Below are 19391 nucleotides of genomic sequence, written 5' to 3'. Positions count from 1 at the left end.
AACGTGCCGCCAGCAGGAGGATTCCATGACCAAAAAGATGAGCACTCACCAGGCCGAAGAAGATCAGCGCAACGAGGAGATCCTGATCTATCTGAACGGCGAAATCGTTCCCAAGGCCGAGGCCAAGGTGAGCGTTTATGACAGCGGCTTCATGCTGGGCGATGGCGTCTGGGAGGGGCTGCGGCTGTACAACGGCAGCTGGGCCTTCATGGATGAACATCTGGACCGGCTTTTCGAGGCCGCCAAGGCTATCGATCTGGACATCGGCCTCGACTGGGAAGGTGTCAAAAATGCTTTGTTAGAGACACAAAAGGCCAATGGCATGACAACGGATGCCCATGCCCGGCTGATGATCACGCGGGGGGTGAAGACGCGGCCGTTCCAGCATCCCTCCCTCTCACGGCAGGGGCCGACCATGACCATCATCATGGAGCACTCGCGCCCGAACCTGCCGCGCCCGATCAAGCTGGCGACGGTGCCGCATGTCCGCGGGTTGCCGATGACACAGGACCCCAAGCTGAATTCCCATTCCAAGCTGAACTGCATCATTGCGTGCATCGCGGCGGAAAAGGCGGGGGCGGATGAGGCGCTGATGCTGGACGTGAATGGCTTTGTGAATACCACCAACGCCTGCAACTTCTTCATCGTGCGCAAGGGCGAGGTTTGGACCTCTACCGGGGATTATTGCATGAACGGCATCACCCGGCAGAAGGTGATAGACCTGTGCCGCGAAAACGGTATCCCGGTCTATGAGCGCAATTACTCGCTGGTGGACACTTACGGCGCGGATGAAGCCTTTCTCACCGGCACCTTCGGCGCGCAGACCCCGGTGGGGGAGATCGACGGGCGGCAGATCGGCAGCGGGCAGATGGGTCCCGTGACCGAGCGCCTCCGGGGCCTTTACAAGCAACTGATTGAAAAGGAGTGTGCGTGATGCGGATTGCTATGTGGTCAGGACCGCGGAACCTGTCGACCGCGATGATGTATGCCTTTGGCAACCGCGGCGATTGCGCGGTGGTGGATGAACCGTTCTATGCCGCCTACCTGGCGATGACCGGTCTCGACCATCCGATGCGGAATGAGATCCTGGACAGCCAGCCGCAGGATCCTGAAACGGTGGCGCAAGCGTTGCTGGGGCCGGTACCAGGGGCCAAGCCTTACTATTACCAGAAGCACATGACCCAGCACATGATCCCGGGCGTGCCGCGGGACTGGATGCGCGAGGCGGCCAATGTCTTTCTGATCCGCCATCCGGCGCGGGTGATCGCCTCTTATGCGGCAAAACGGGAAAACCCGACGCTGGAGGATATCGGCTTCCGCCAGCAGGCAGAGCTGTTTGAACTTGTGCGCGGCTGGGGGCAGACGCCGGTGGTGGTGGACAGCCACGATATCCGTGCGGACCCGGCGGCCAAGCTGGAGCAGCTGTGCGAGGCGATCGGCATTCCGTATTCCCCGAAGATGCTGAGCTGGCCCAAAGGCGGGCACAAGGATGACGGCGTCTGGGCCGAGCATTGGTATGGCGCGGTCTGGAATTCGACCGGATTTGCCGGCGCCGAGGGGCCGCTGCCGGAGGTGCCGGAAGAGCTGCAGCCCGTGCTGCAGGCGGCAATGCCCTATTACGAGCAGATGAAAGCCGTGAAGATCTGATGCGTGGAGGGGGCTTTGCCCCCTCGCGCCTGTGGCGCTCACCCCCAGGATACTGGGGGCAAGAGGAAAAGGCTCAGCTGATCAGCTTGCTTAGTTTCATGGCGACGCCCATGTCGCCGGAAACCTTGATCTTGCCCATCATCACCGCCGTCATCGGGTTCAGTTTGCCGGCGAGCAGCTTTTGCAGGTTGGCTGCGGTCAGGCACAGCGTGCAATCAGTGTCCTGATCCAGTGTGGTGGCATTGCCATCAGCAAGCACGATGACACCGTCGCCGCCGCAATCGAATTTCAGCGAGCCATCGAATGTTTTGCCGGCGAGCCCGGTGCGGATGCCTGCTGCAATATCTTCAAGTGCCATGTTGTCCTCCCTTGCCTGACGCGAGCGTTAGGCGGGCAGGGCGGTCCGGGCAATACTGACCAAGGGGGAAGCAGGCGGATTACCCGCCGGCAAGCGCGTCCTGAGTGAGCGGGCAGGGCTGGCCATTATAGAAGGCATCAAGCACCTGCTGGAACTCTGCCGGGGCGCCGGGCACAGCAGCAAACAGCGTCATCGAGGAGCGCAGTTTCTTGGCATCGATGCCGCCGAGGATCTGCTCAGGTGTTTTGTCCTTATGGGACAGCATCAGCTGGCTGACTTCGACCAGGCGGGCGCGCAGTTTCTCGTGGCTCAGATAGGCGGTGGCCTCGGCCAGGTCCTCGATCCCGTAAAGCTGCGCCATGTGGGAGCGGCCGAGTTCGGCCAGCTGGGGAAAGACGAACCACATCCAGTGGCTCGTCTTCCGTCCTGCAGAGAGTTCGCTCAGGACAGCCGCCCAGACGGTGTCCTGAGCCTCGACGAACATGTCCAGCTCTTCCGCGAAATCGTCCTCGAAATCGCCGTCCATGCCGTCGCGGTCACTCACTTCTTGATCCGGCGCTCGCGGGCGGCCAGCAGCTTGAGGCGCAGCGCGTTCAGCTGGATGAAGCCTGCGGCGTCCTTCTGGTCGTAGGCGCCGGCGTCCTCTTCAAAGGTCACATGCGCTTCGGAATACAGCGAGTTGTCCGACCAGCGGCCAACGGTGGAGGCCAGGCCCTTGTAGAGCTTCACGCGCACGGTGCCGGAGACAAACTCCTGGCTCTTGTCGATGGCGGCCTGCAGCATTTCGCGCTCCGGCGAGTACCAGAAACCGTTGTAGATCAGCTCTGCATACTGCGGCATCAGCTGGTCCTTCAGGTGCATCGCGCCGCGGTCCATGGTGATGGATTCGATGCCGCGGTGGGCTTCCAGCAGGATGGTGCCGCCCGGGGTCTCGTAGATGCCGCGGGACTTCATGCCCACGAAACGTCCCTCGACCAGGTCGAGGCGGCCGATGCCGTGCTTGCGGCCGTATTCGTTCAATTCGGTCAGGATTGTCGCGGGCGACATCGCTTCGCCGTTGATGCTGACCGCGTCGCCCTTCTCAAACCCGATCTCAATGTATTCGGGGGTGTCGGGTGCTTCTTCCGGGTGCACGGTGCGCTGGTAGACGTAATCGGGCGCTTCCTGCGCCGGATCTTCCAGCACCTTGCCCTCGGAGGAGGTATGCAGCAGGTTCGCATCGACCGAGAAGGGCGCCTCGCCGCGTTTGTCCTTGGCAACGGGGATCTGGTGCGCTTCGGCGAATTCCAGAAGCTTGGTGCGGGACGTCAGGTCCCATTCCCGCCAGGGGGCGATCACCTTGATGTCGGGGTTCAGCGCATAGGCGGCCAGTTCGAAGCGGACCTGGTCGTTGCCCTTACCGGTAGCACCGTGGGCCACGGCATCGGCGCCGGTGGCCTCAGCAATCTCCACCAGGCGTTTGGAGATCAGCGGGCGGGCGATGGAGGTGCCCAGGAGGTAGAGGCCTTCGTAAACCGCATTGGCGCGGAACATCGGGAACACGAAGTCGCGGACAAATTCCTCGCGCACATCCTCGATGAAGATGTTTTCCGGCTTGATGCCCAGCATTTCCGCTTTCTTGCGGGCGGGCTCAAGCTCTTCACCCTGGCCGAGATCGGCGGTGAAGGTGACAACTTCGCAGCCGTATTCGGTCTGCAGCCATTTCAGGATGATCGAGGTGTCGAGGCCGCCGGAATAGGCGAGCACAACTTTCTTGGGCGCGGACATGGAATTCCCTCTCAGGTCAGAACGTGTGGGGCGTAGCGGGTTTTGCCCGGAAGGGCAAGGATTTCCGGGGTTTTCTAATCAGCAGGACACGCTTAACGTGCGCGGCAAAACAGAAAGATCTTTTGGAGAATACCCCAATGAAGGGCTGGTCGATTTTCTCGCATTCCGTGAGCATGGTGCTCCGGAATTTCCAGGCTGCAATCCAGATATTCCTGGTCCCAACGCTGCTTGTGTTCGCAGTGGTGTTTGCTGTGGTCTATGCCGCGATCCAGTCAGGGATGCTGCCGCAGGGGCAGGCCGTCAATGTGGCGTTGGGCAGTGTGCCTGCCGGTTTGCTGCTGCAAATGGCTGCGGTCTGGATCATCGTCATGCTGATCAGCATCTGGGGTGTTGTCGCCTGGCACCGCTATGTGCTTCTGGAAGAGATGCCTGAAGGCTGGATTCCCCGGCTCCACACCTCCAATATCCTCATCTACTTTCTGCGGGCGGTTCAGCTGGTTATCGTTTCGGTGATCTCTCTGATCGTGGTCGCCTTCATCGGAAGCGCGTTTGCGGAGGCAGCGGGGTATTTCGGGGTTGCCGTTCTGATTGTGCTCTTTACCGGCATCGCACTGTTTCTCTCGCGGCTTCTGGTCATTCTCCCTGCTGCGGCAGTTGGCAGGCCGTTCGGCCTCAGTGACGCATTGGAAGCGACCAAGGGCGCGGTTCCGGCTTTTTTTCTGCTTGGCGTGTGTTTGTTTATTGCCCAAATCGCAGTGGAGCTGACGCTGTCGGCAGTTTCCGGAATCCCGGCCGTCTCGCTCGCACTGCAGTTGGGATTTGCGGTCATGCTGAGCCTTCTCAACGTCAGCATCATGACCACGCTTTACGGCCACTACGTCGAAGGCCGCCCGGTCTGATCCCCAGTATTCTTATGTATGCTTTGCACCCGCCCCTTGCCTTGGGGGCGGGGTTGCGCCACTGAAGGATACATGAGCGATTTCAAGACCCAGGCCCGCGCCGCCGAACAGGCGATGCGCGATGTGTTCCCCGCGACGCCGCTGCAGCGCAACGTGCATCTTTCCGAACGTTTCGGCGCCGACATCTACCTCAAGCGCGAGGACCTGAGCCCGGTCCGTTCCTACAAGATCCGCGGCGCGCTGAACGCGATGCGCAAGCAGCCGGATCAGGAGCTGTTCGTCTGCGCCTCGGCAGGTAACCACGCCCAGGGTGTCGCCTTCATGTGCCGCCATATGGGCAAGCGCGGCGTGATCTTCATGCCGGTCACCACGCCGCAGCAGAAGATCCAGAAGACCCGGATGTTCGGCGGCGACAATATCGAGATCCACCTGGTCGGCGACTATTTCGACATCTGCCTGGCCGCCGCGCAGGAGTGGTGCGCGCAGGAAGGCGGGCATTTCCTGTCGCCTTTCGACGATGCCGATGTGATCGAAGGCCAGGCCTCCATCGCTGTGGAGATCGAGGAACAGCTGGGCAAGCTGCCGGATCACGTCCTGTTGCCGGTTGGCGGCGGGGGCATGTCGGCGGGCGTCTCCTCTTGGTTCGGGGAGGAGGTGCACAGCCTGTTCGTGGAGCCGGAGGGCGGCGCCTGCCTGCGCGCAGCGCTCGCGGCAGGCAAGCCGGTGCCGCTGGATACGGTGGATACCTTTGTCGATGGTGCAGCGGTGGGGCGGATCGGCGATCTGCCGTTTGATATCCTGAAAGACGTGCCGCTGCCGGATGTTCTGGCGATCTCCGAGGACCGGATCTGCGCCACCATCATCGAGATGCTGAACGTCGAGGGAATCGTGCTGGAGCCGGCCGGCGCGCTGTCGGTCGAGGCGCTGCAGGATGTGCGCTCCTGGATCCGCGGCAAGACCGTGGTCTGTGTGACCTCAGGCGGGAACTTCGATTTCGAGCGGCTGCCCGAGGTCAAGGAGCGGGCGCAGCGCTATTCCGGGGTGAAGAAATACTTCATTCTGCGGCTGCCGCAGCGGCCCGGCGCCTTGAAGGAATTCCTGGGGATCCTGGGACCTGAGGACGACATCGCCCGTTTCGAGTATATGAAGAAGTCGGCCCGCAACTTTGGCTCTGTCCTGATCGGGATCGAAACCAAACGGCCGGAGAATTTTGAGCAGCTGTTTGCGCGGCTGGATGCGGCTGGGATGACCTATACTGACATCACCCGGGACGAAACGCTGGCGCAGTTCGTGATCTGAAACCCGCCGCAGGGATCAGAATTTTTCGGACATGCCGGTCAGGAAGGCGGACTTGGAAGCCTGAAACTTGGCGATGATGGCGGGAATGTCGACGCCGTCCGCACCGCCCTGTGCGGATTTTCTCTCGCCGTCCTGGCAGAGCGCAGAAAAATCAGCAAACCCGAGGTTGAGCGCGCTGCCTTTCAGGAAATGCAGGTCCTGTTCCAGCTGGCTGCGGTCGCCACCGCGCAGCTTGCCGATAACCTCTTCGACTTCTTCGAGAAAGATTTCAACAACTTCCTCGAAATCTTCTGCACCCACTTCTTCGCGCAGCTCGGTCACGCGCGGCCAGTCAATCATGTGTCTTGTCCCTACGATCAGTCGCCATGCGAGATTTCTTAAGTTGCTTGCAGTAAAAATATAGTGAAATAAAGGGGGAAGCTCAAATTTTAGGTTTCACCGCCTGTTAAATTTCTGGACCGATAGTATCACAAGACTGCCTGTTTATGCCATTTGTGAGGTGCCTTCGGTGCTGCCAGAGAGTTCGATGGACAACGAGGACCACACAGTGGCCGGATCAATACGCCGTGTGCTGGTTGTCGATGACAGCCGCCTGCAAAGACGCATCCTTGTGGCTTCACTTAAGAAATGGGGGTTTGAGGTCGTCGAGGCCGAGAGCGGCGAGGCGGCTATGGAGATCTGCCAGGCCGAAACGCCGGATCTGATCCTCAGCGACTGGATGATGCCGGGTATGAACGGGCTGGAGTTCTGCCGTGCCTTCCGGGGCCGCTCCAGCGAGGATTACGCCTATTTCATCCTGCTGACATCCAAGAGCGAAAAGAACGAGGTTGCCGAAGGGCTTGACGCCGGCGCCGATGACTTCCTGACCAAGCCGGTGAGCTCGGATGAGCTGCGTGCGCGCATTTCCGCGGGCGAACGGATCCTGCGGATGCAGCGGGAGCTGTCCGAGAAGAACCGGATCGTGTCCGAAACCCTGGGTGAACTGCAGCGGGTGTATGACGCGATCGACAAGGACCTGATCCAGGCCCGCAAGATTCAGGAATCGCTGGTGCCGGAACTGTCGAAGGATTTTGGATCCTCCACCGTCAGCCTTCTGCTGAAGCCCTGCGGGCATATCGGCGGGGACCTGGTGGGCATGTTCTCCCCGGGCGTGAACCGAATCGGATTCTACTCCATTGACGTGTCAGGCCACGGCATCACCTCCGCGATGATGACTGCGCGGCTGGGCGGCTATCTGTCGTCGAATTACTTCGATCAGAATGTCGGGATGGAAAAACGGTTTAACCGCTTCTACGCTTTGCGCCAGCCGGAGGAAGTGGCCAGCCTGCTGAATGCAAGGCTGATCGCCGACACCGGCATCGAAGAATATTTCACCATGGCCTACTGCATTGCCGATCTGCGCAGCGGTGCCGTCAAGATGGTGCAGGCCGGCCACCCGCATCCGCTGCTACTGCGCAAGAACGGCGAGATGGAGTTCATCGGCAAGGGCGGCGTGCCGGTGGGGCTGGTGCCGGATATCGGCTACAGTCAGGAAGAATTCACCATGGAGCGCGGCGACCGCCTGCTGCTGTTCTCCGACGGGTTCACCGAGGCGCGGCTGGAAGATGGTTCCATGCTGGAACCCGAGGGCCTGCTTGAGCTGGTGGAGAAATGCGGATCCGGCCAGAGCGGCAAGGAATTCCTGGACGATCTTTACTGGCACCTGACCCAGGTGATGAGCAAGGAACACGGGCTGGAGGATGACGTCTCAGCCACGTTGTTCGAATACCAGGGCCCCTGAACCAGAACCATCTGCTGGCTGATCCTGTCCCGGCCGCGGCTGGGATATTTTATTTTCTGCTGATGGCTCAGGAAGACCTCAAAGGCGCGCTGCCAGCCGGGCTGCAAAATGACGGTCGCCGGCGTTGCCCAGCCGGATACAAGCCTCCTGCGGGTCCATCCACAGCGCCTCATGCCCGTCCTCCAGCGGCGGGCCAATCCGGCGCAGCGGCCGGGCCATGTAGATGTGGCACAGCTTCTCGGCCCACAAATCGTATTCAGGCATATAGGCAAAACGCCGGAATACGCCCAGCTTGCGCGGGGCGGAGATCTTCCAGCCGGTTTCCTCATATACTTCGCGGTGCAGGGCTGGGATCGGTGATTCGCCCGGATCGATGCCGCCGCCCGGCAGCTGCAGGTCGGGGTGGGGGTCATACTGACAGGTGATCAGCAGCTTGCCGTCGCGCGGCAGCAGCGCATAGGCTCCCGGCCGCACCCGGTAGTGCTGGCCCTTTTGCGGCGTGTCGCCAAAACGTCTGATCACGGGCCGGCCCCTTCACTCCAGTGTCATTTCTCCTATATAGCCCCGGTATGCCAATCCCCGGCGCGTAAGGAAACCCCATGACCATTGGTTCGAAAATCGCGTGGGACGACACCGTCCTGCCCTTCCAGCTTGATGTATCCGACATGCGCGGCCGCGTGGCGCGGCTGGACGGCGTGCTGGATGGAATCCTGAAACAGCACGACTACCCACCGGCGGTCGAGGCACTGGTCGCCGAGATGGCGCTGCTGACGGCGCTCATCGGCCAGACCATCTCTCTGCGCTGGAAACTGTCGCTGCAGGTGCAGTCCAAGGGCGCGGTGCGGATGATCGCCACCGACTATTACGCGCCGCAGAAAGAGGGCGAGATCGGCCAGATCCGCGCCTATGCCAGCTTTGACCGCGACCGCCTGACCGATGGCGATCCGTTCGAGCAGGTGGGCGAAGGATATTTCGCGATCCTCATCGACCAGGGCAACGGTACCCAGCCTTACCAGGGCATCACCCCGCTGGCCCAAGGCTCGCTGAGCGCCTGCGCCGAGGCTTATTTCGCCCAGTCCGAACAGCTGCCCACCATGTTCAAGCTGAGCTTTGGAAAATCGGCCGAACCCGGCGTGCCCGAGCATTGGCGCGCAGGCGGCGTGATGCTGCAGAGCATGCCAAAGGCGTCGCCCTTCGCGGCCCAAGGAGAAGGGACGGGCGACGTTCTGCAGGCCTCCGATCTGGTGACGGGGGACGAAGAAGAGAACTGGAACCGGGTCACCATGCTGCTGAACACGGTGGAAGATCTGGAACTGATCGGCCCGTCGGTTACCCCCGCCGACCTGCTGGTCAGATTGTTTCACGAGGAACAACCGCGGGTCTACGACTTCCAGCCGGTGCGTTTCGGTTGCACCTGCTCGGAAGACCGCGTGCGCCAAAGCCTGTCGATCTACTCCGCCAAGGACATTGAGAAGATGACCACGGACGACGGCCGGGTGACCGCGGACTGCCAGTTCTGCGGCGCGCATTACGATCTGGACCCCGCGTCGCTGGGGTTTGATGCGGAAAACCCGCCCAGTGAGTGAGGCCGCGCAGGATCTCATCGGAACCATCACCGCCGCGCTGAAGCTTCAGGGCGGCGGCTCCTCCGACTTCGATCTCAACCCCGGCACAGTACTCCCGGAGGGGCGCAAGCTGCGGGATGCCGGCGTGCTGGTGCCGGTCTCCATCGCGTCTGGCGCGCCCCGGCTGATCCTGACAAAACGGTCCTCGGCGCTCAAACACCACCCGGGCCAGATCGCCTTTCCCGGCGGCAAGGTGGATGCGGGCGACAAGGACGCCTGCGCCGCTGCCCTGCGCGAGGCCTGGGAGGAAATCGGCCTGCCGCAGGACCTGCCTGAGATCCTCGGCTGCCTGCCGGAGCATGAAACGGTGACCGGCTTCTCCGTGACTCCTGTGGTTGCGCTGATCCGGGAAGAGTTCGCTGCGCGCCCGGAAGCAGGGGAAGTGGCCGAAGTCTTTTCCGTGCCGCTAAGACACGTTCTGGACACCGAAAACTACATTATCGAATCGCGCCGCTGGCGCGGTACCCGCCGGCGCTATTATACCGTACCCTATGGGCCCTATTACATTTGGGGCGCCACCGCGCGGATGCTGCGCGGCTTTGCGGCACGGATGGAAAGCTGATGCGGATTGACCAGCCCTGGCTGAAGAACAAGGCAACTCAGGCGGTATGCGAGGCTGTCACCGCGGAGGGGGCGCAGGTGCTCTTTGTCGGCGGCTGCGTGCGCAATTCACTGCTGTGCGAGCCGGTCTCCGATATGGATATCGCCACTGATGCGCGGCCCGAACAGGTGATGGAGCTGGCCGCCCGCGCCGGGATCAAGGCGGTGCCGACCGGGATCGACCACGGCACCGTGACGCTGGTCAAGAACGGCATCCCGCATGAGATCACCACCTTCCGCAAGGATGTGGCGACCGATGGCCGCCGGGCCGTGGTGGCGTTTTCAACCGATATCGCCGAAGACGCCCACCGCCGCGATTTCACCATGAACGCGATTTATGCGCGCCCGGACGGGGAAGTGGTCGACCCGCTGGGCGGCCTGGCGGATCTGACCAAGCGCCGGGTGCGGTTCATCGGCACCGCGGAAAACCGCATCCGGGAGGATTACCTGCGCAGCTTGCGCTATTTCCGCTTTCACGCCTGGTACGGTGATCACACAGAGGGCTTTGATCCGGACGCGCTGGCGGCGATTGCGGCCAACCTGGACGGGCTGGCCTCGCTGTCCAAGGAGCGCGTCGGGGCAGAGTTGCTGAAGCTGCTGTCGGCCCCAAATCCTGCGCCGTCTGTTGCGGCAATGAGGCAGGTTGGCGTTCTGGCTCAAATTCTGCCTGGTGCCGATGACCGCGCCCTGGCACCGCTAATTCATCTGGAGGCGGGGCGTCCGGCGTCCGGCATCCGCCGTCTTGCCGCGCTGGGCGGCGAGGGCCTGCAGGAGGCCCTGCGGCTGAGCAAGGCGAAGGCCTCACATCTGAAAGCAATCCGGGAAGCCGCAACCGGCACCGCGGGGGCAGGGGAGCTGGGATACCGGCTCGGCACGGAGAAAGCGCTGGATGCACTGCTGTTGCGCGCTGCGCTGCTGGAACAGCCGTTTTTCCCTGATTTAGAGACTGAAATCGCGCTGGGCGCGGAGGCAGTTTTCCCGGTGAAATCCCGGGATCTGCTGCCGGATCTGCGAGGGCCGGCACTGGGTGCCGCGGTAAAGAAACTGGAAGCGGACTGGATCGCGTCGGGGTTCACCCTCAGCCGCGAAGAGCTGCTGAACACTCTCCGCTGACAAGGAGTGTCAGCAGCGTCACAACCTTTGGGGGTGACAAAACGGCAAATCTTGCGTACCCATAGGGCAGCCACCACATGACGGAGGAATGCTGATGTATTACGGGATCTGGTTTCTCTAACGCCTGAGACCTTGCCCCGTTTGACGTGGGAGCCTTGGGCCGCCCGCTGTCTGCATCTGTATTCCGATTTGCTCGAACGCCTGGAGCACCCGCATGTTTCGCTTTTTTGAAAACCTCATTGACCCTTATTGCGCCTACCCGGAATCCAACACGCCTCCGACGCGGCTGTGGCCGTTTCTGCGCGACTATTCCAAGCCGTTCAAAACCGTCTTTATCCTGACTGCGCTGATGTCGGTGGTGGTCGCCGGGATTGAGGTCGGGCTGATTTACTACATGGGCCGCATCGTCGACCTGATGTCGGGCACCCCGTCCGAGGTCTGGGAGGCGCATGGCACCGAACTGATCCTGGTAGCCCTGTTCATCCTGCTGCTGCGTCCGGTGATCCAGCTGCTGGACGTCGCGCTGTTGAACAACGCCATCCTGCCGAACTATGGCACCCTGATCCGCTGGCGGGCGCACAAGCACGTGCTGCGCCAGTCGGTGGGCTGGTTCGAGAACGATTTTGCCGGCCGGATTGCCAACCGGATCATGCAAACCCCGCCCGCTGCGGGCGAGGTGGTCTTTCAGGTGTTTGACGCCATCACCTTCTCGCTGGCCTACCTGGTGGGTGCGGCAGTGCTGCTGTGGGTTGCCGATGTGCGTCTGATGCTGCCTCTGGCGGTCTGGTTTGTCCTCTACGCGCTTCTGGTGATGTGGACAGTCAAGCGGGTCGGCCCGGCCAGCCAGGCGTCGTCTGATGCGCGCTCCACCGTGACGGGGCGGGTGGTTGACAGTTATTCCAACATTCACTCGGTCAAGATGTTCGCCCATCACGACCGGGAGCTGACCTATGCCCGCGATGCAATCGAGAACACCCGCAAGACGTTCCAAAAAGAGATGCGCATCTTCACCATCATGGATGCCACGCTGGTTACGCTGAACGGGCTGCTGATCGTTGGCGTGGTCGGCTGGGCCGTGATGCTGTGGATGCAGGGCACGGCCTCGGTGGGTCTGGTGGCGGCAGCCACGGCGCTGACCCTGCGGCTCAACGCGATGACCGGCTGGATCATGTGGGCGCTGACCTCCTTTTTCCGCCAGCTGGGGGTTGTGGCCGAGGGGATGGAGACCATTGCCCAGCCCATCGACCTGGTGGATGCCGCCAATGCGGAACCGCTGAAGCTGACCAAGGGGGAGATCGAACTGCGCAACCTCTCGCACCACTACGGGCGCGAGGCCGGCGGACTCGACCGGATCAGCCTGACCATCCAGCCGGGGGAGAAGATCGGTCTGATCGGACGCTCTGGCGCGGGAAAATCGACCCTGGTGAAGCTGCTCTTGCGGTTCTACGACGCCGAAAGCGGCCAGATCCTGATCGACGGCCAGGACATCCGGGCGGTAACGCAGGACAGCTTGCGCAGCCGTATCGGCATGGTCCAGCAGGACAGCGCGCTGATGCACCGTTCCGTGGGGGACAACCTGCTGTATGGACGTCCGGATGCCACAGAGGAACAAATGATCGCCGCCGCCAAACAGGCGCAGGCGCATGAGTTCATTCTGGATCTGGAGGACCCGCAGGGGCGCAAGGGTTATGACGCCCACGTGGGGGAGCGCGGGGTGAAACTGTCCGGCGGTCAGCGCCAGCGGGTCACGTTGGCGCGGGTGATCCTGAAAGATGCGCCGATCCTGGTGCTGGACGAGGCCACCTCGGCGCTGGACTCCGAGGTCGAGGCGGCGATTCAGGAAACGCTTTACGGGATGATGCAGGGCAAGACGGTGATCGCCATTGCACACCGGCTGTCCACCATTGCGCAGATGGACCGTATCCTGGTGATGGATCAGGGCCGTATAGTTGAAGAAGGCTCGCATGAGGCGCTATTGCAGGCGCAGGGGCTTTATGCACAGCTTTGGGCACGCCAGTCCGGCGGCTTCCTGAATATCGAGGCAGCAGAATGAACATAGGCAACCTGATCGACGCCTTTCGCCCGGCAGAGGGCCCGCCGCCGCAGCGGCTGGGGGCCTTCCTGCGCTGGTGTCTGGCCGGCGCCTGGCCGATGCTGCTGCTGGCGGCGGCCTTTTCCGCGCTGGCCGGCGGGATGGAGGCGGGCACAGCCTTTATCCTGGGCATGGTCATCGACACCGCCATCGCCAGCGGGCCGGAGCAGTTCTTTTCAGCCGGCAATGTCGCGGTGATCGCATTGGCGCTGGGCTTTTTCCTGTTTGTGCGCCCGGTGCTGTTCGGTCTGTCTGCGGCCTCCAACGCCATCGTGGTGCAGCCCAATGTGAACCCGCTGGTGCTGTCGCGGCTGAACCGCTGGACATTGGGTCAGTCGGTGCGGTTCTTTGACGATGATTTTGCCGGCCGGATCGCTCAGAAACAGATGCAGACGGCAACCGCCGTCACCTCCGTGACCACTGAGATGATCAATGTGGTGGCCTTTGCGCTGGCGTCTCTTGCGGGCTCTTTGGCCTTGTTAGGCTCTATTGACTGGCGCATCACCGGGGTGTTTCTGGTCTGGCTGATAGCCTATTTCGCGCTGATCCGCTGGTTCCTGCCGCGCATCCGCAAACGCTCCGGCACGCGGGCCGGGGCGCGGGCGATGGTGACCGGACAGGTGGTCGACTCGATCACCAACATCAAGACGGTAAAGCTGTTTGCCCATGCCGACCACGAGGAGCGCACCGCCCAGGATGCGATGGTCGAATTCCGGAAAAAGTCACTGCATTTCGGCTACCTCTCCGCCAGCTTCCGCTTTTGCCTCATGTGCCTCGCGGGTGTCCTGCCGGTGCTGCTGATCGGCGCGACGCTGTTTCTGTGGCAGTCGGGCACGGCGACCGAAGGCGATATCGTGGCGGCCGGCGCGGTCTCGATCCGGATTGCCCAGATGACTGGCTGGGTGAGCTTCACGCTGATGGCGATCTATTCCAATGTGGGTGAGATCGAGAATGGCATGAAGACCCTGTCGGTCCGTGACAGGGTCGAGGACAAGCCGGATGCCAAACCGCTGCAGGTCAGCGAAGGCGAGATCGTCTTTGACCAGGTGGAGTTTGCCTATGGCCGCGATGTCGGCGGGGTGCAGGGGATCGACCTGACCATTCATCCAGGCGAGAAGCTGGGTATCGTCGGGGCCTCGGGGGCGGGGAAGTCCACGCTCGTGTCGCTGCTGCTCAGGCTTTATGACGGGGAGAATGGCCGGATTCTGATCGACGGTCAGGATATTGCCACTGTCACTCAGAACTCTCTGCGCAGCCAGATCGGCATGGTCACCCAGGAAACCGCAATGTTCAACCGCTCGGCGCGGGAGAACATTCTCTACGGGCGGCCGGATGCCTCTGAGGAAGAGCTGATCGCGGCGGCACAGAAGGCTGAGGCGCATGAGTTCATCTCCGAGCTGGAGGACGGGCAGGGCCGCACCGGATATGATGCCTTTCTGGGCGAGCGCGGGGTGAAACTGTCCGGCGGGCAGCGGCAGCGGATTGCTCTGGCGCGCGCGATTCTCAAGGACGCGCCCATTCTGGTGCTGGACGAAGCCACCTCGGCACTGGACTCCGAGGTTGAGGCCGCGATCCAGGCGGCGCTGCACCGGGTGATGGAAGGCAAGACGGTTCTGGCCATCGCTCACCGGCTGTCGACGCTCAGCGAGATGGACCGGATCATCGTGATGGAGAAAGGCCGCGTTGCCGAAAGCGGCAGCCACGACGAATTGCTGGCCAGGGGTGGCCTCTACGCCCAGTTCTGGGCGCGACAGTCCGGCGGTTTCATCTGCACAGACGAGGAGCAGGCGGCGGCTGAATAACCTGACTGGCGCATTTTGCTTTTGCTGGTCCCTGTGCCGCGCTATTGAGCCGCCATGACTGACGCAGCCAGAACCACAGCAACGATCAGCCGGCTGGGCCATCAGGGCGATGGCGTGGCCGATGGCCCCCTGTTTGCTCCGCGCACCCTGCCGGGCGAAATTGTCAGCGGCGTTGCCGAGGGCAGCCGCTTGACCGGCATCCGGATCGAGACGCCTTCGGAACACCGGGTGCAGCCGCCCTGCCGCCACTACAAATCCTGCGGCGGCTGCCAGCTGCAGCACGCCAGCGACAGCTTTGTGGCGGAGTGGAAGACGGAGGTGGTGCGCAATGCCCTGAGCGCGCAGGGGCTGGAGACGGAATTCCGCCCCATCCACACCTCGCCGGCCCGGTCCCGCCGCCGCGCAACGCTGGCAGTGCGGCGCACCAAGAAGGGCGCCATGGCCGGGTTTCACGGCCAGGCGTCGGACGTGATCACAGAGATTCCTGATTGCCAGCTTCTGGAACCCGCCCTGATGGCGGCCATTCCGGTGGCGGAAGCGCTGGCCCTGGCCGGAGCCAGCCGCAAGACGCCGCTGGCGGTGACGGTCACCACGTCGGAAGCCGGCCTCGACATGCTGGTCAAGAACGGCAAGCCGCTGGACGGCCCGTTGCGGATCGAGCTGGCGCAGCTGGCCGAGAAACACCGGATTGCCCGGCTGACCTGGGACGACGAGCCGGTCGCGATGGAGCAGCCGCCGGTTCAACCCTTTGGCCCGGCTTTGGTCTGCCCGCCGCCCGGCGCCTTTCTGCAGGCCACGCGGGAGGGCGAGGCAGCCCTCTTGGCCGGTGTGCTGGAAATCACCAAGGGCGCCAAGCGGATCGTCGATCTGTTTGCCGGCTGCGGCACCTTTGCGCTGCCTTTGGCGCAGACCGCGGAGGTGCACGCGGTGGAAGGCGAGCGCGGCATGGTGGCGGCGCTGGATGCCGGCTGGCGCAAGGCCAAGGGGCTGAAGAAGGTCACCACCGAAGCCCGCGACCTGTTCCGCAACCCGCTGCTGCCCGAAGATCTGAACCCCTTTGGCGCCGCCTTTGATGCGGCGGTGATCGACCCGCCCCGGGCCGGTGCCGAAGCGCAGGTTGCGCAGCTGGCCAAGGCCCGCACACCGGTGATCGCCTATGTCTCCTGCAACCCGGTGAGCTTTGCCCGCGATGCAAAAACACTGGTTGCGGCGGGCTATTGCCTTGACTGGGTCCAGGCCGTTGACCAGTTCCGCTGGTCAGCGCATACCGAACTGGTTGCGCGGTTTACACTGAAAGACTGAAATGACGGATACCCAAGCGATGACACCAAACCAACGCCTGGCGGCGATTCTGGACAGTGACCTTTTCGGCCGGTTCATCATCGCCGTCATCCTGGTCAACGCGGTGACCCTGGGCCTGGAGACGTCGCCAGCAGTCATGGCCAAGGCCGGCGGGCTGATCCATCTGATCGACAATATCTGCCTGTCGATCTTCGTGGTGGAGATCCTGGCCAAGCTCTATGTCCGGCGGCTGCGGTTTTTCCTGAGCGGCTGGAGCGTGTTTGATTTCGTGATTGTCGGTGTCGCCCTGGCACCGGGTGCCCAGGGGCTGTCGGTGCTGCGGGCGCTGCGCATCCTGAGGGTTCTGCGGGTGATCTCGGTGGCGCCGCGGCTGCGCCGCGTGGTTGAAGGCTTCATCACCGCGCTGCCCGGCATGGGCTCGGTCTTCCTGCTGATGGCAATCATCTTCTACATCGGCGCGGTGATCTCCACCAAACTGTTCGGCCAGGACTTTCCGGAATGGTTCGGCGATCTGGGCCGCAGCGCCTATTCTCTGTTCCAGATCATGACGCTGGAAAGCTGGTCGATGGGCATCGTGCGGCCGGTGATGGAAGTGCATCCCCACGCCTGGGCCTTCTTCGTGCCCTTTATCATGGTCACCACCTTTGCGGTGGTAAACCTGCTGGTCGGCCTGATCGTGAATTCGATGCAGGATGCCCACCACGAAGAAGAAGGCGAGCGCACCGATGCCTACCGGGACGAAGTGCTGAGCCGGCTGGAGGCCATCGAGCAGAAGATTTCCGGCCTCTCGGGACAAGACAGGAAAATGTGAATTTCCTTAATGCCGGTTTCGCGGTATGGGCTGGTTAGAGGCAAATAAGAAATACAGGCTCAATAATGAACAGAAGGGCATTCGGTTTCGGTGCTGCCGCAAGCCTTGCACTGGCAGGCTGCAGCAGGCCTGGCGGCGCAGTGAGCAGGTTCCAGTTCTATGAAGGACCCAAGGTTACGTCGATTGTGATCAACAAGGGTGCGCGCAAGCTGTATCTGCTGCACAACGAAGAGATCCTGCGGGAATATGACGTCGACCTGGGCTTTGCGCCGCTGGGGCACAAGCAGTTCGAGGGCGACGGGAAGACTCCCGAAGGCACCTATGTGATCGACCGCCGCAACCCCAACAGCCGCTACCACCTGTCGGTTGGCATTTCCTATCCGAATGTGCAGGACCGGGCCAAGGCGCAGGCGGCGGGCAAGCAGCCCGGCGGCGAGATCTTTATCCACGGGCAGCCCAACAACCCCAAGGAGCGCAAGCGCGCGGAGCGGGTCAGCGACTGGACCGCGGGCTGTATCGCGGTGTCAAACGATGAGATCGAAGAGATCTATGCCATGGTGCAGGACGGGACTGCCATCGCCTTGCGGCCCTGATCCTCAAGCAGGCGGCGGGCTCCCGCGCCTGCAGATGCGCCGACGGGGCCGGCACTTCTTGGCAGCCTTGGGCGTGGCGCCGTGCTGACGCACGGCGCGCCGGTTCAGCTGCCCATCACCAGCGTCCACCAGATTTTGCCGTTCGGCTCCTGGAACCAGGAAAAGCCCATATTCGCGGCCTTCGGGTCCAGAATCACAGCGCGGGTTGCGGGCCGTTCCAGCCAGGCGGTCAGCGTCTGCTGCTCATTCTCGTAGGTTTCCGAGATATTCTCGCCCAGCAGCGTGCCGGTGTAGCCCGCACGCATGACGCGGTCGAGCGGCGAGGAGCCGTCGGAGCCGAAATGCCAGGGCCGGTTCTGAACCGACATATCGCGCGAATGCGTCGCGGCGGCGGCGGTCAGCTCAGCGTTCAGCTGAACCGGTTGCGCGCCTGAGGCCTGGCGCAGCGCATTGACAGAATCGAGCATCCGGATCTGGACCTTGTCCGCATTGCGGATGCGGTAGCCGTTGCCGGAGTCCGTTGCGGGCGTACAGGCTGCCGCTGCGGTCAGAAGGGCAGCAGCCAAAAGCAGAAAAACACGCTTCATATTTCTCTCATGCTCCGTCAGTTGCCTCTGCACTTATCCTTCCTGTGGCCCGGGTGCAAACGGGGCGGCAGAAATATGCAGACTTGGGCGCCGGATTGGTTTGCGACTGCGGCTTTCCGGCCATAAACTGCCGCAACCCAGGATCCCGATTGCGCAAGTTGGAATGAGTCATGTCCCGAATCCCATTTAACAACATCAGCAGACGGCACTTTCTCGCCGGCAGCGCTGCCCTGATTTCCTCTTCCGCCCTGGCGCAGGAAGACACCGGAAATACTCAGCAGGCATACGACCCGCTGCGGCCGCCGCCAGAGCCGGAGCCGGCGGTTCAGCGGAATATCTCCGCTTTCCGGGCCAAAACCTGGACGCCTTACTTCGATAATCTGCGCAACGGGGCGATCCTCGTCGATATTGACAGCCGGGCGCTGCATTATTGGTCCGAAAATGAAAGCACTTACAAGCTGTTCCCCTCCTCTGTGCCGCTATCTGACGATCTGACCCGCCGCGGCCGCACCAAGGTGGTGCGCAAGGTGGAGGGGCCGAGCTGGTCGCCGACGCCGAACATGCGCAAACGCAACCCGGAATGGCCCGCTTTCGTCCCGCCGGGCCCGGACAACCCGCTGGGCACCCATGCGCTGTACCTCAGCTGGAAGTATTACCGCATCCACGGAACCCATGATACACGCAAGATCGGGCGCAAATCCTCCAACGGCTGCATCGGGCTTTACAACGAGCATATCGCCGAATTGTTCAGCCTGGCAAAAGTTGGCACACAGGTGTTGCTAATTTGACGCCACGGGAACGGGCGCTAGGCTGTTAACTATAACAAGCAATTGCAATCCCGCTTTTTTGCTGGTTAGAAAAAAATACGAGGTATGTCTTGGGTGCACGGATTCTAAATTTGTTCCGTGCAAATTCTGGAGGTTAACATGAAAAAACTCGTTATCGCTGCTGCGCTGACCGCTGCTGCTTCGACCGCCACTGCTGGCAACCTGTCCGAGCCGGTTGTTGAACCGCCGGTCATCGTCGAAGAAGCACAAGGCTCTTCCAGCGGCATCCTGCTGCCGCTGCTGCTGCTGGTCCTGGTTGGCGCAGCTGTTGCAGCGAACTAAGTTTGCG

Annotated in this window: 21 protein-coding genes; 15 read left to right on the top strand and 6 right to left on the bottom strand. The window is 62.2% G+C overall.

Annotated elements, in window-relative coordinates; genetic code table 11:
- Positions 1-25: 25 nt before the first annotated feature.
- Positions 26-934 carry a D-amino acid aminotransferase gene (locus ACFMBG_RS00665; protein ID WP_421052808.1) on the top strand — a complete coding sequence of 303 codons (909 nt, stop codon included), beginning with the start codon at positions 26-28 and terminating at the stop codon, positions 932-934.
- Complete coding sequence (locus tag ACFMBG_RS00660; RefSeq protein ID WP_421052807.1) at positions 934-1647, top strand: sulfotransferase-like domain-containing protein; 714 nt, start codon at positions 934-936, stop codon at positions 1645-1647. Before ACFMBG_RS00665 ends, ACFMBG_RS00660 begins: the two co-directional genes overlap by 1 nt.
- A 73-nt stretch (positions 1648-1720) precedes the next feature.
- Here the strand turns inward: ACFMBG_RS00660 and ACFMBG_RS00655 are convergent, their stop codons facing one another.
- The 3 genes from ACFMBG_RS00655 to ACFMBG_RS00645 all read right to left on the bottom strand — a co-directional run bounded on the left by ACFMBG_RS00655 (position 1721) and on the right by ACFMBG_RS00645 (position 3772).
- Positions 1721-2005 (bottom strand): SCP2 sterol-binding domain-containing protein, encoded by a 285-nt coding sequence (locus tag ACFMBG_RS00655; protein ID WP_421052806.1) that lies wholly within the window; start codon positions 2003-2005, stop codon positions 1721-1723.
- A gap of 79 nt (positions 2006-2084) precedes the next feature.
- Entirely contained in the window at positions 2085-2531 is a 447-nt protein-coding gene (locus ACFMBG_RS00650) for a DUF1810 domain-containing protein (RefSeq protein WP_421053071.1), read from the bottom strand.
- 14 nt (positions 2532-2545) lie between these two features.
- Complete coding sequence (locus tag ACFMBG_RS00645; protein ID WP_008553676.1) at positions 2546-3772, bottom strand: argininosuccinate synthase; 1227 nt, start codon at positions 3770-3772, stop codon at positions 2546-2548.
- A 137-nt stretch (positions 3773-3909) separates the two neighbouring features.
- Between ACFMBG_RS00645 and ACFMBG_RS00640 the strand changes: the two genes are divergently transcribed.
- Together ACFMBG_RS00640 and ilvA are read left to right on the top strand one after the other, a co-directional pair.
- Complete coding sequence (locus ACFMBG_RS00640) at positions 3910-4671, top strand: hypothetical protein (protein ID WP_421052805.1); 762 nt, start codon at positions 3910-3912, stop codon at positions 4669-4671.
- 72 nt (positions 4672-4743) lie between these two features.
- Positions 4744-5970: a threonine ammonia-lyase IlvA gene (gene ilvA, locus ACFMBG_RS00635; protein WP_421052804.1), complete on the top strand. Its 1227-nt coding sequence runs from the start codon at positions 4744-4746 to the stop codon at positions 5968-5970.
- Between the two features lie 15 nt (positions 5971-5985).
- Here the strand turns inward: ilvA and ACFMBG_RS00630 are convergent, their stop codons facing one another.
- Entirely contained in the window at positions 5986-6309 is a 324-nt protein-coding gene (locus ACFMBG_RS00630) for an Hpt domain-containing protein (protein WP_421052803.1), read from the bottom strand.
- A 187-nt stretch (positions 6310-6496) separates the two neighbouring features.
- Here ACFMBG_RS00630 and ACFMBG_RS00625 point away from each other — a divergent pair, with 187 nt between their 5' ends.
- A complete protein-coding gene (locus ACFMBG_RS00625; RefSeq protein WP_421053070.1) occupies positions 6497-7750 on the top strand; it encodes a PP2C family protein-serine/threonine phosphatase in 1254 nt (417 codons plus the stop codon).
- A gap of 78 nt (positions 7751-7828) precedes the next feature.
- Here ACFMBG_RS00625 and ACFMBG_RS00620 read toward each other — a convergent pair whose 3' ends face one another.
- The gene (locus ACFMBG_RS00620) at positions 7829-8272 is read right to left on the bottom strand and encodes an NUDIX hydrolase (RefSeq protein WP_421052802.1); all 444 of its coding nucleotides are present in this window, start codon (positions 8270-8272) and stop codon (positions 7829-7831) included.
- A gap of 77 nt (positions 8273-8349) precedes the next feature.
- Here ACFMBG_RS00620 and hslO point away from each other — a divergent pair, with 77 nt between their 5' ends.
- The 8 genes from hslO (at position 8350) to ACFMBG_RS00580 (ending at position 17688) form a co-directional block, all read left to right on the top strand.
- Positions 8350-9336: an Hsp33 family molecular chaperone HslO gene (gene hslO / locus ACFMBG_RS00615; protein WP_421052801.1), complete on the top strand. Its 987-nt coding sequence runs from the start codon at positions 8350-8352 to the stop codon at positions 9334-9336.
- Positions 9311-9937, top strand: a complete 627-nt coding sequence (locus ACFMBG_RS00610) for a CoA pyrophosphatase (RefSeq protein WP_421052800.1) — start codon at positions 9311-9313, stop codon at positions 9935-9937. Before hslO ends, ACFMBG_RS00610 begins: the two co-directional genes overlap by 26 nt.
- Entirely contained in the window at positions 9937-11088 is a 1152-nt protein-coding gene (locus tag ACFMBG_RS00605) for a CCA tRNA nucleotidyltransferase (RefSeq protein WP_421052799.1), read from the top strand. Before ACFMBG_RS00610 ends, ACFMBG_RS00605 begins: the two co-directional genes overlap by 1 nt.
- Positions 11089-11302: 214 nt before the next feature.
- Positions 11303-13141, top strand: a complete 1839-nt coding sequence (locus tag ACFMBG_RS00600; protein WP_421052798.1) for an ABC transporter ATP-binding protein — start codon at positions 11303-11305, stop codon at positions 13139-13141.
- Positions 13138-14982, top strand: coding sequence for an ABC transporter ATP-binding protein (locus ACFMBG_RS00595; RefSeq protein WP_421052797.1), 1845 nt, complete (start codon positions 13138-13140; stop codon positions 14980-14982). Before ACFMBG_RS00600 ends, ACFMBG_RS00595 begins: the two co-directional genes overlap by 4 nt.
- A 54-nt stretch (positions 14983-15036) precedes the next feature.
- On the top strand, positions 15037-16284 hold the full coding sequence (locus tag ACFMBG_RS00590) for a class I SAM-dependent RNA methyltransferase (protein WP_421052796.1): 1248 nt from the start codon (positions 15037-15039) through the stop codon (positions 16282-16284).
- Positions 16285-16303: 19 nt separating this feature from the next.
- Positions 16304-17095 (top strand): ion transporter, encoded by a 792-nt coding sequence (locus ACFMBG_RS00585; RefSeq protein WP_421052795.1) that lies wholly within the window; start codon positions 16304-16306, stop codon positions 17093-17095.
- 65 nt (positions 17096-17160) lie between these two features.
- Positions 17161-17688: a L,D-transpeptidase family protein gene (locus tag ACFMBG_RS00580; RefSeq protein ID WP_421052794.1), complete on the top strand. Its 528-nt coding sequence runs from the start codon at positions 17161-17163 to the stop codon at positions 17686-17688.
- 104 nt (positions 17689-17792) lie between these two features.
- Here the strand turns inward: ACFMBG_RS00580 and dalA are convergent, their stop codons facing one another.
- Positions 17793-18275: a divisome-associated lipoprotein DalA gene (gene dalA / locus ACFMBG_RS00575; protein WP_421052793.1), complete on the bottom strand. Its 483-nt coding sequence runs from the start codon at positions 18273-18275 to the stop codon at positions 17793-17795.
- A gap of 170 nt (positions 18276-18445) precedes the next feature.
- Here dalA and ACFMBG_RS00570 point away from each other — a divergent pair, with 170 nt between their 5' ends.
- Together ACFMBG_RS00570 and ACFMBG_RS00565 are read left to right on the top strand one after the other, a co-directional pair.
- A complete protein-coding gene (locus ACFMBG_RS00570) occupies positions 18446-19063 on the top strand; it encodes a L,D-transpeptidase (RefSeq protein ID WP_421052792.1) in 618 nt (205 codons plus the stop codon).
- A 138-nt stretch (positions 19064-19201) separates the two neighbouring features.
- Positions 19202-19384 (top strand): hypothetical protein, encoded by a 183-nt coding sequence (locus ACFMBG_RS00565; RefSeq protein ID WP_008557026.1) that lies wholly within the window; start codon positions 19202-19204, stop codon positions 19382-19384.
- Positions 19385-19391 lie beyond the last annotated feature (7 nt).

The organism is Leisingera coralii, assembly GCF_049056525.1.
Classification (GTDB): Bacteria; Pseudomonadota; Alphaproteobacteria; order Rhodobacterales; family Rhodobacteraceae; genus Leisingera; species Leisingera coralii.
The sequence above is the reverse complement of the archived record's forward strand: the minus strand, read 5'-3'. Positions and strand labels throughout refer to the sequence as shown.

Bases quoted from the DNA above. Each gene is read 5' to 3' on its own strand.
- ACFMBG_RS00665 (WP_421052808.1), top strand. From the start codon at position 26: ATGACCAAAAAGATGAGCACTCACCAGGCCGAAGAAGATCAGCGCAAC.
- ACFMBG_RS00660 (WP_421052807.1), top strand. From the start codon at position 934: ATGCGGATTGCTATGTGGTCAGGACCGCGGAACCTGTCGACCGCGATG.
- ACFMBG_RS00655 (WP_421052806.1), bottom strand. From the start codon at position 2,005: ATGGCACTTGAAGATATTGCAGCAGGCATCCGCACCGGGCTCGCCGGC.
- ACFMBG_RS00650 (WP_421053071.1), bottom strand. From the start codon at position 2,531: ATGGACGGCGATTTCGAGGACGATTTCGCGGAAGAGCTGGACATGTTC.
- ACFMBG_RS00645 (WP_008553676.1), bottom strand. From the start codon at position 3,772: ATGTCCGCGCCCAAGAAAGTTGTGCTCGCCTATTCCGGCGGCCTCGAC.
- ACFMBG_RS00640 (WP_421052805.1), top strand. From the start codon at position 3,910: ATGAAGGGCTGGTCGATTTTCTCGCATTCCGTGAGCATGGTGCTCCGG.
- ilvA (WP_421052804.1), top strand. From the start codon at position 4,744: ATGAGCGATTTCAAGACCCAGGCCCGCGCCGCCGAACAGGCGATGCGC.
- ACFMBG_RS00630 (WP_421052803.1), bottom strand. From the start codon at position 6,309: ATGATTGACTGGCCGCGCGTGACCGAGCTGCGCGAAGAAGTGGGTGCA.
- ACFMBG_RS00625 (WP_421053070.1), top strand. From the start codon at position 6,497: ATGGACAACGAGGACCACACAGTGGCCGGATCAATACGCCGTGTGCTG.
- hslO (WP_421052801.1), top strand. From the start codon at position 8,350: ATGACCATTGGTTCGAAAATCGCGTGGGACGACACCGTCCTGCCCTTC.
- ACFMBG_RS00610 (WP_421052800.1), top strand. From the start codon at position 9,311: ATGCGGAAAACCCGCCCAGTGAGTGAGGCCGCGCAGGATCTCATCGGA.
- ACFMBG_RS00605 (WP_421052799.1), top strand. From the start codon at position 9,937: ATGCGGATTGACCAGCCCTGGCTGAAGAACAAGGCAACTCAGGCGGTA.
- ACFMBG_RS00600 (WP_421052798.1), top strand. From the start codon at position 11,303: ATGTTTCGCTTTTTTGAAAACCTCATTGACCCTTATTGCGCCTACCCG.
- ACFMBG_RS00595 (WP_421052797.1), top strand. From the start codon at position 13,138: ATGAACATAGGCAACCTGATCGACGCCTTTCGCCCGGCAGAGGGCCCG.
- ACFMBG_RS00590 (WP_421052796.1), top strand. From the start codon at position 15,037: ATGACTGACGCAGCCAGAACCACAGCAACGATCAGCCGGCTGGGCCAT.
- ACFMBG_RS00585 (WP_421052795.1), top strand. From the start codon at position 16,304: ATGACACCAAACCAACGCCTGGCGGCGATTCTGGACAGTGACCTTTTC.
- ACFMBG_RS00580 (WP_421052794.1), top strand. From the start codon at position 17,161: ATGAACAGAAGGGCATTCGGTTTCGGTGCTGCCGCAAGCCTTGCACTG.
- dalA (WP_421052793.1), bottom strand. From the start codon at position 18,275: ATGAAGCGTGTTTTTCTGCTTTTGGCTGCTGCCCTTCTGACCGCAGCG.
- ACFMBG_RS00570 (WP_421052792.1), top strand. From the start codon at position 18,446: ATGTCCCGAATCCCATTTAACAACATCAGCAGACGGCACTTTCTCGCC.
- ACFMBG_RS00565 (WP_008557026.1), top strand. From the start codon at position 19,202: ATGAAAAAACTCGTTATCGCTGCTGCGCTGACCGCTGCTGCTTCGACC.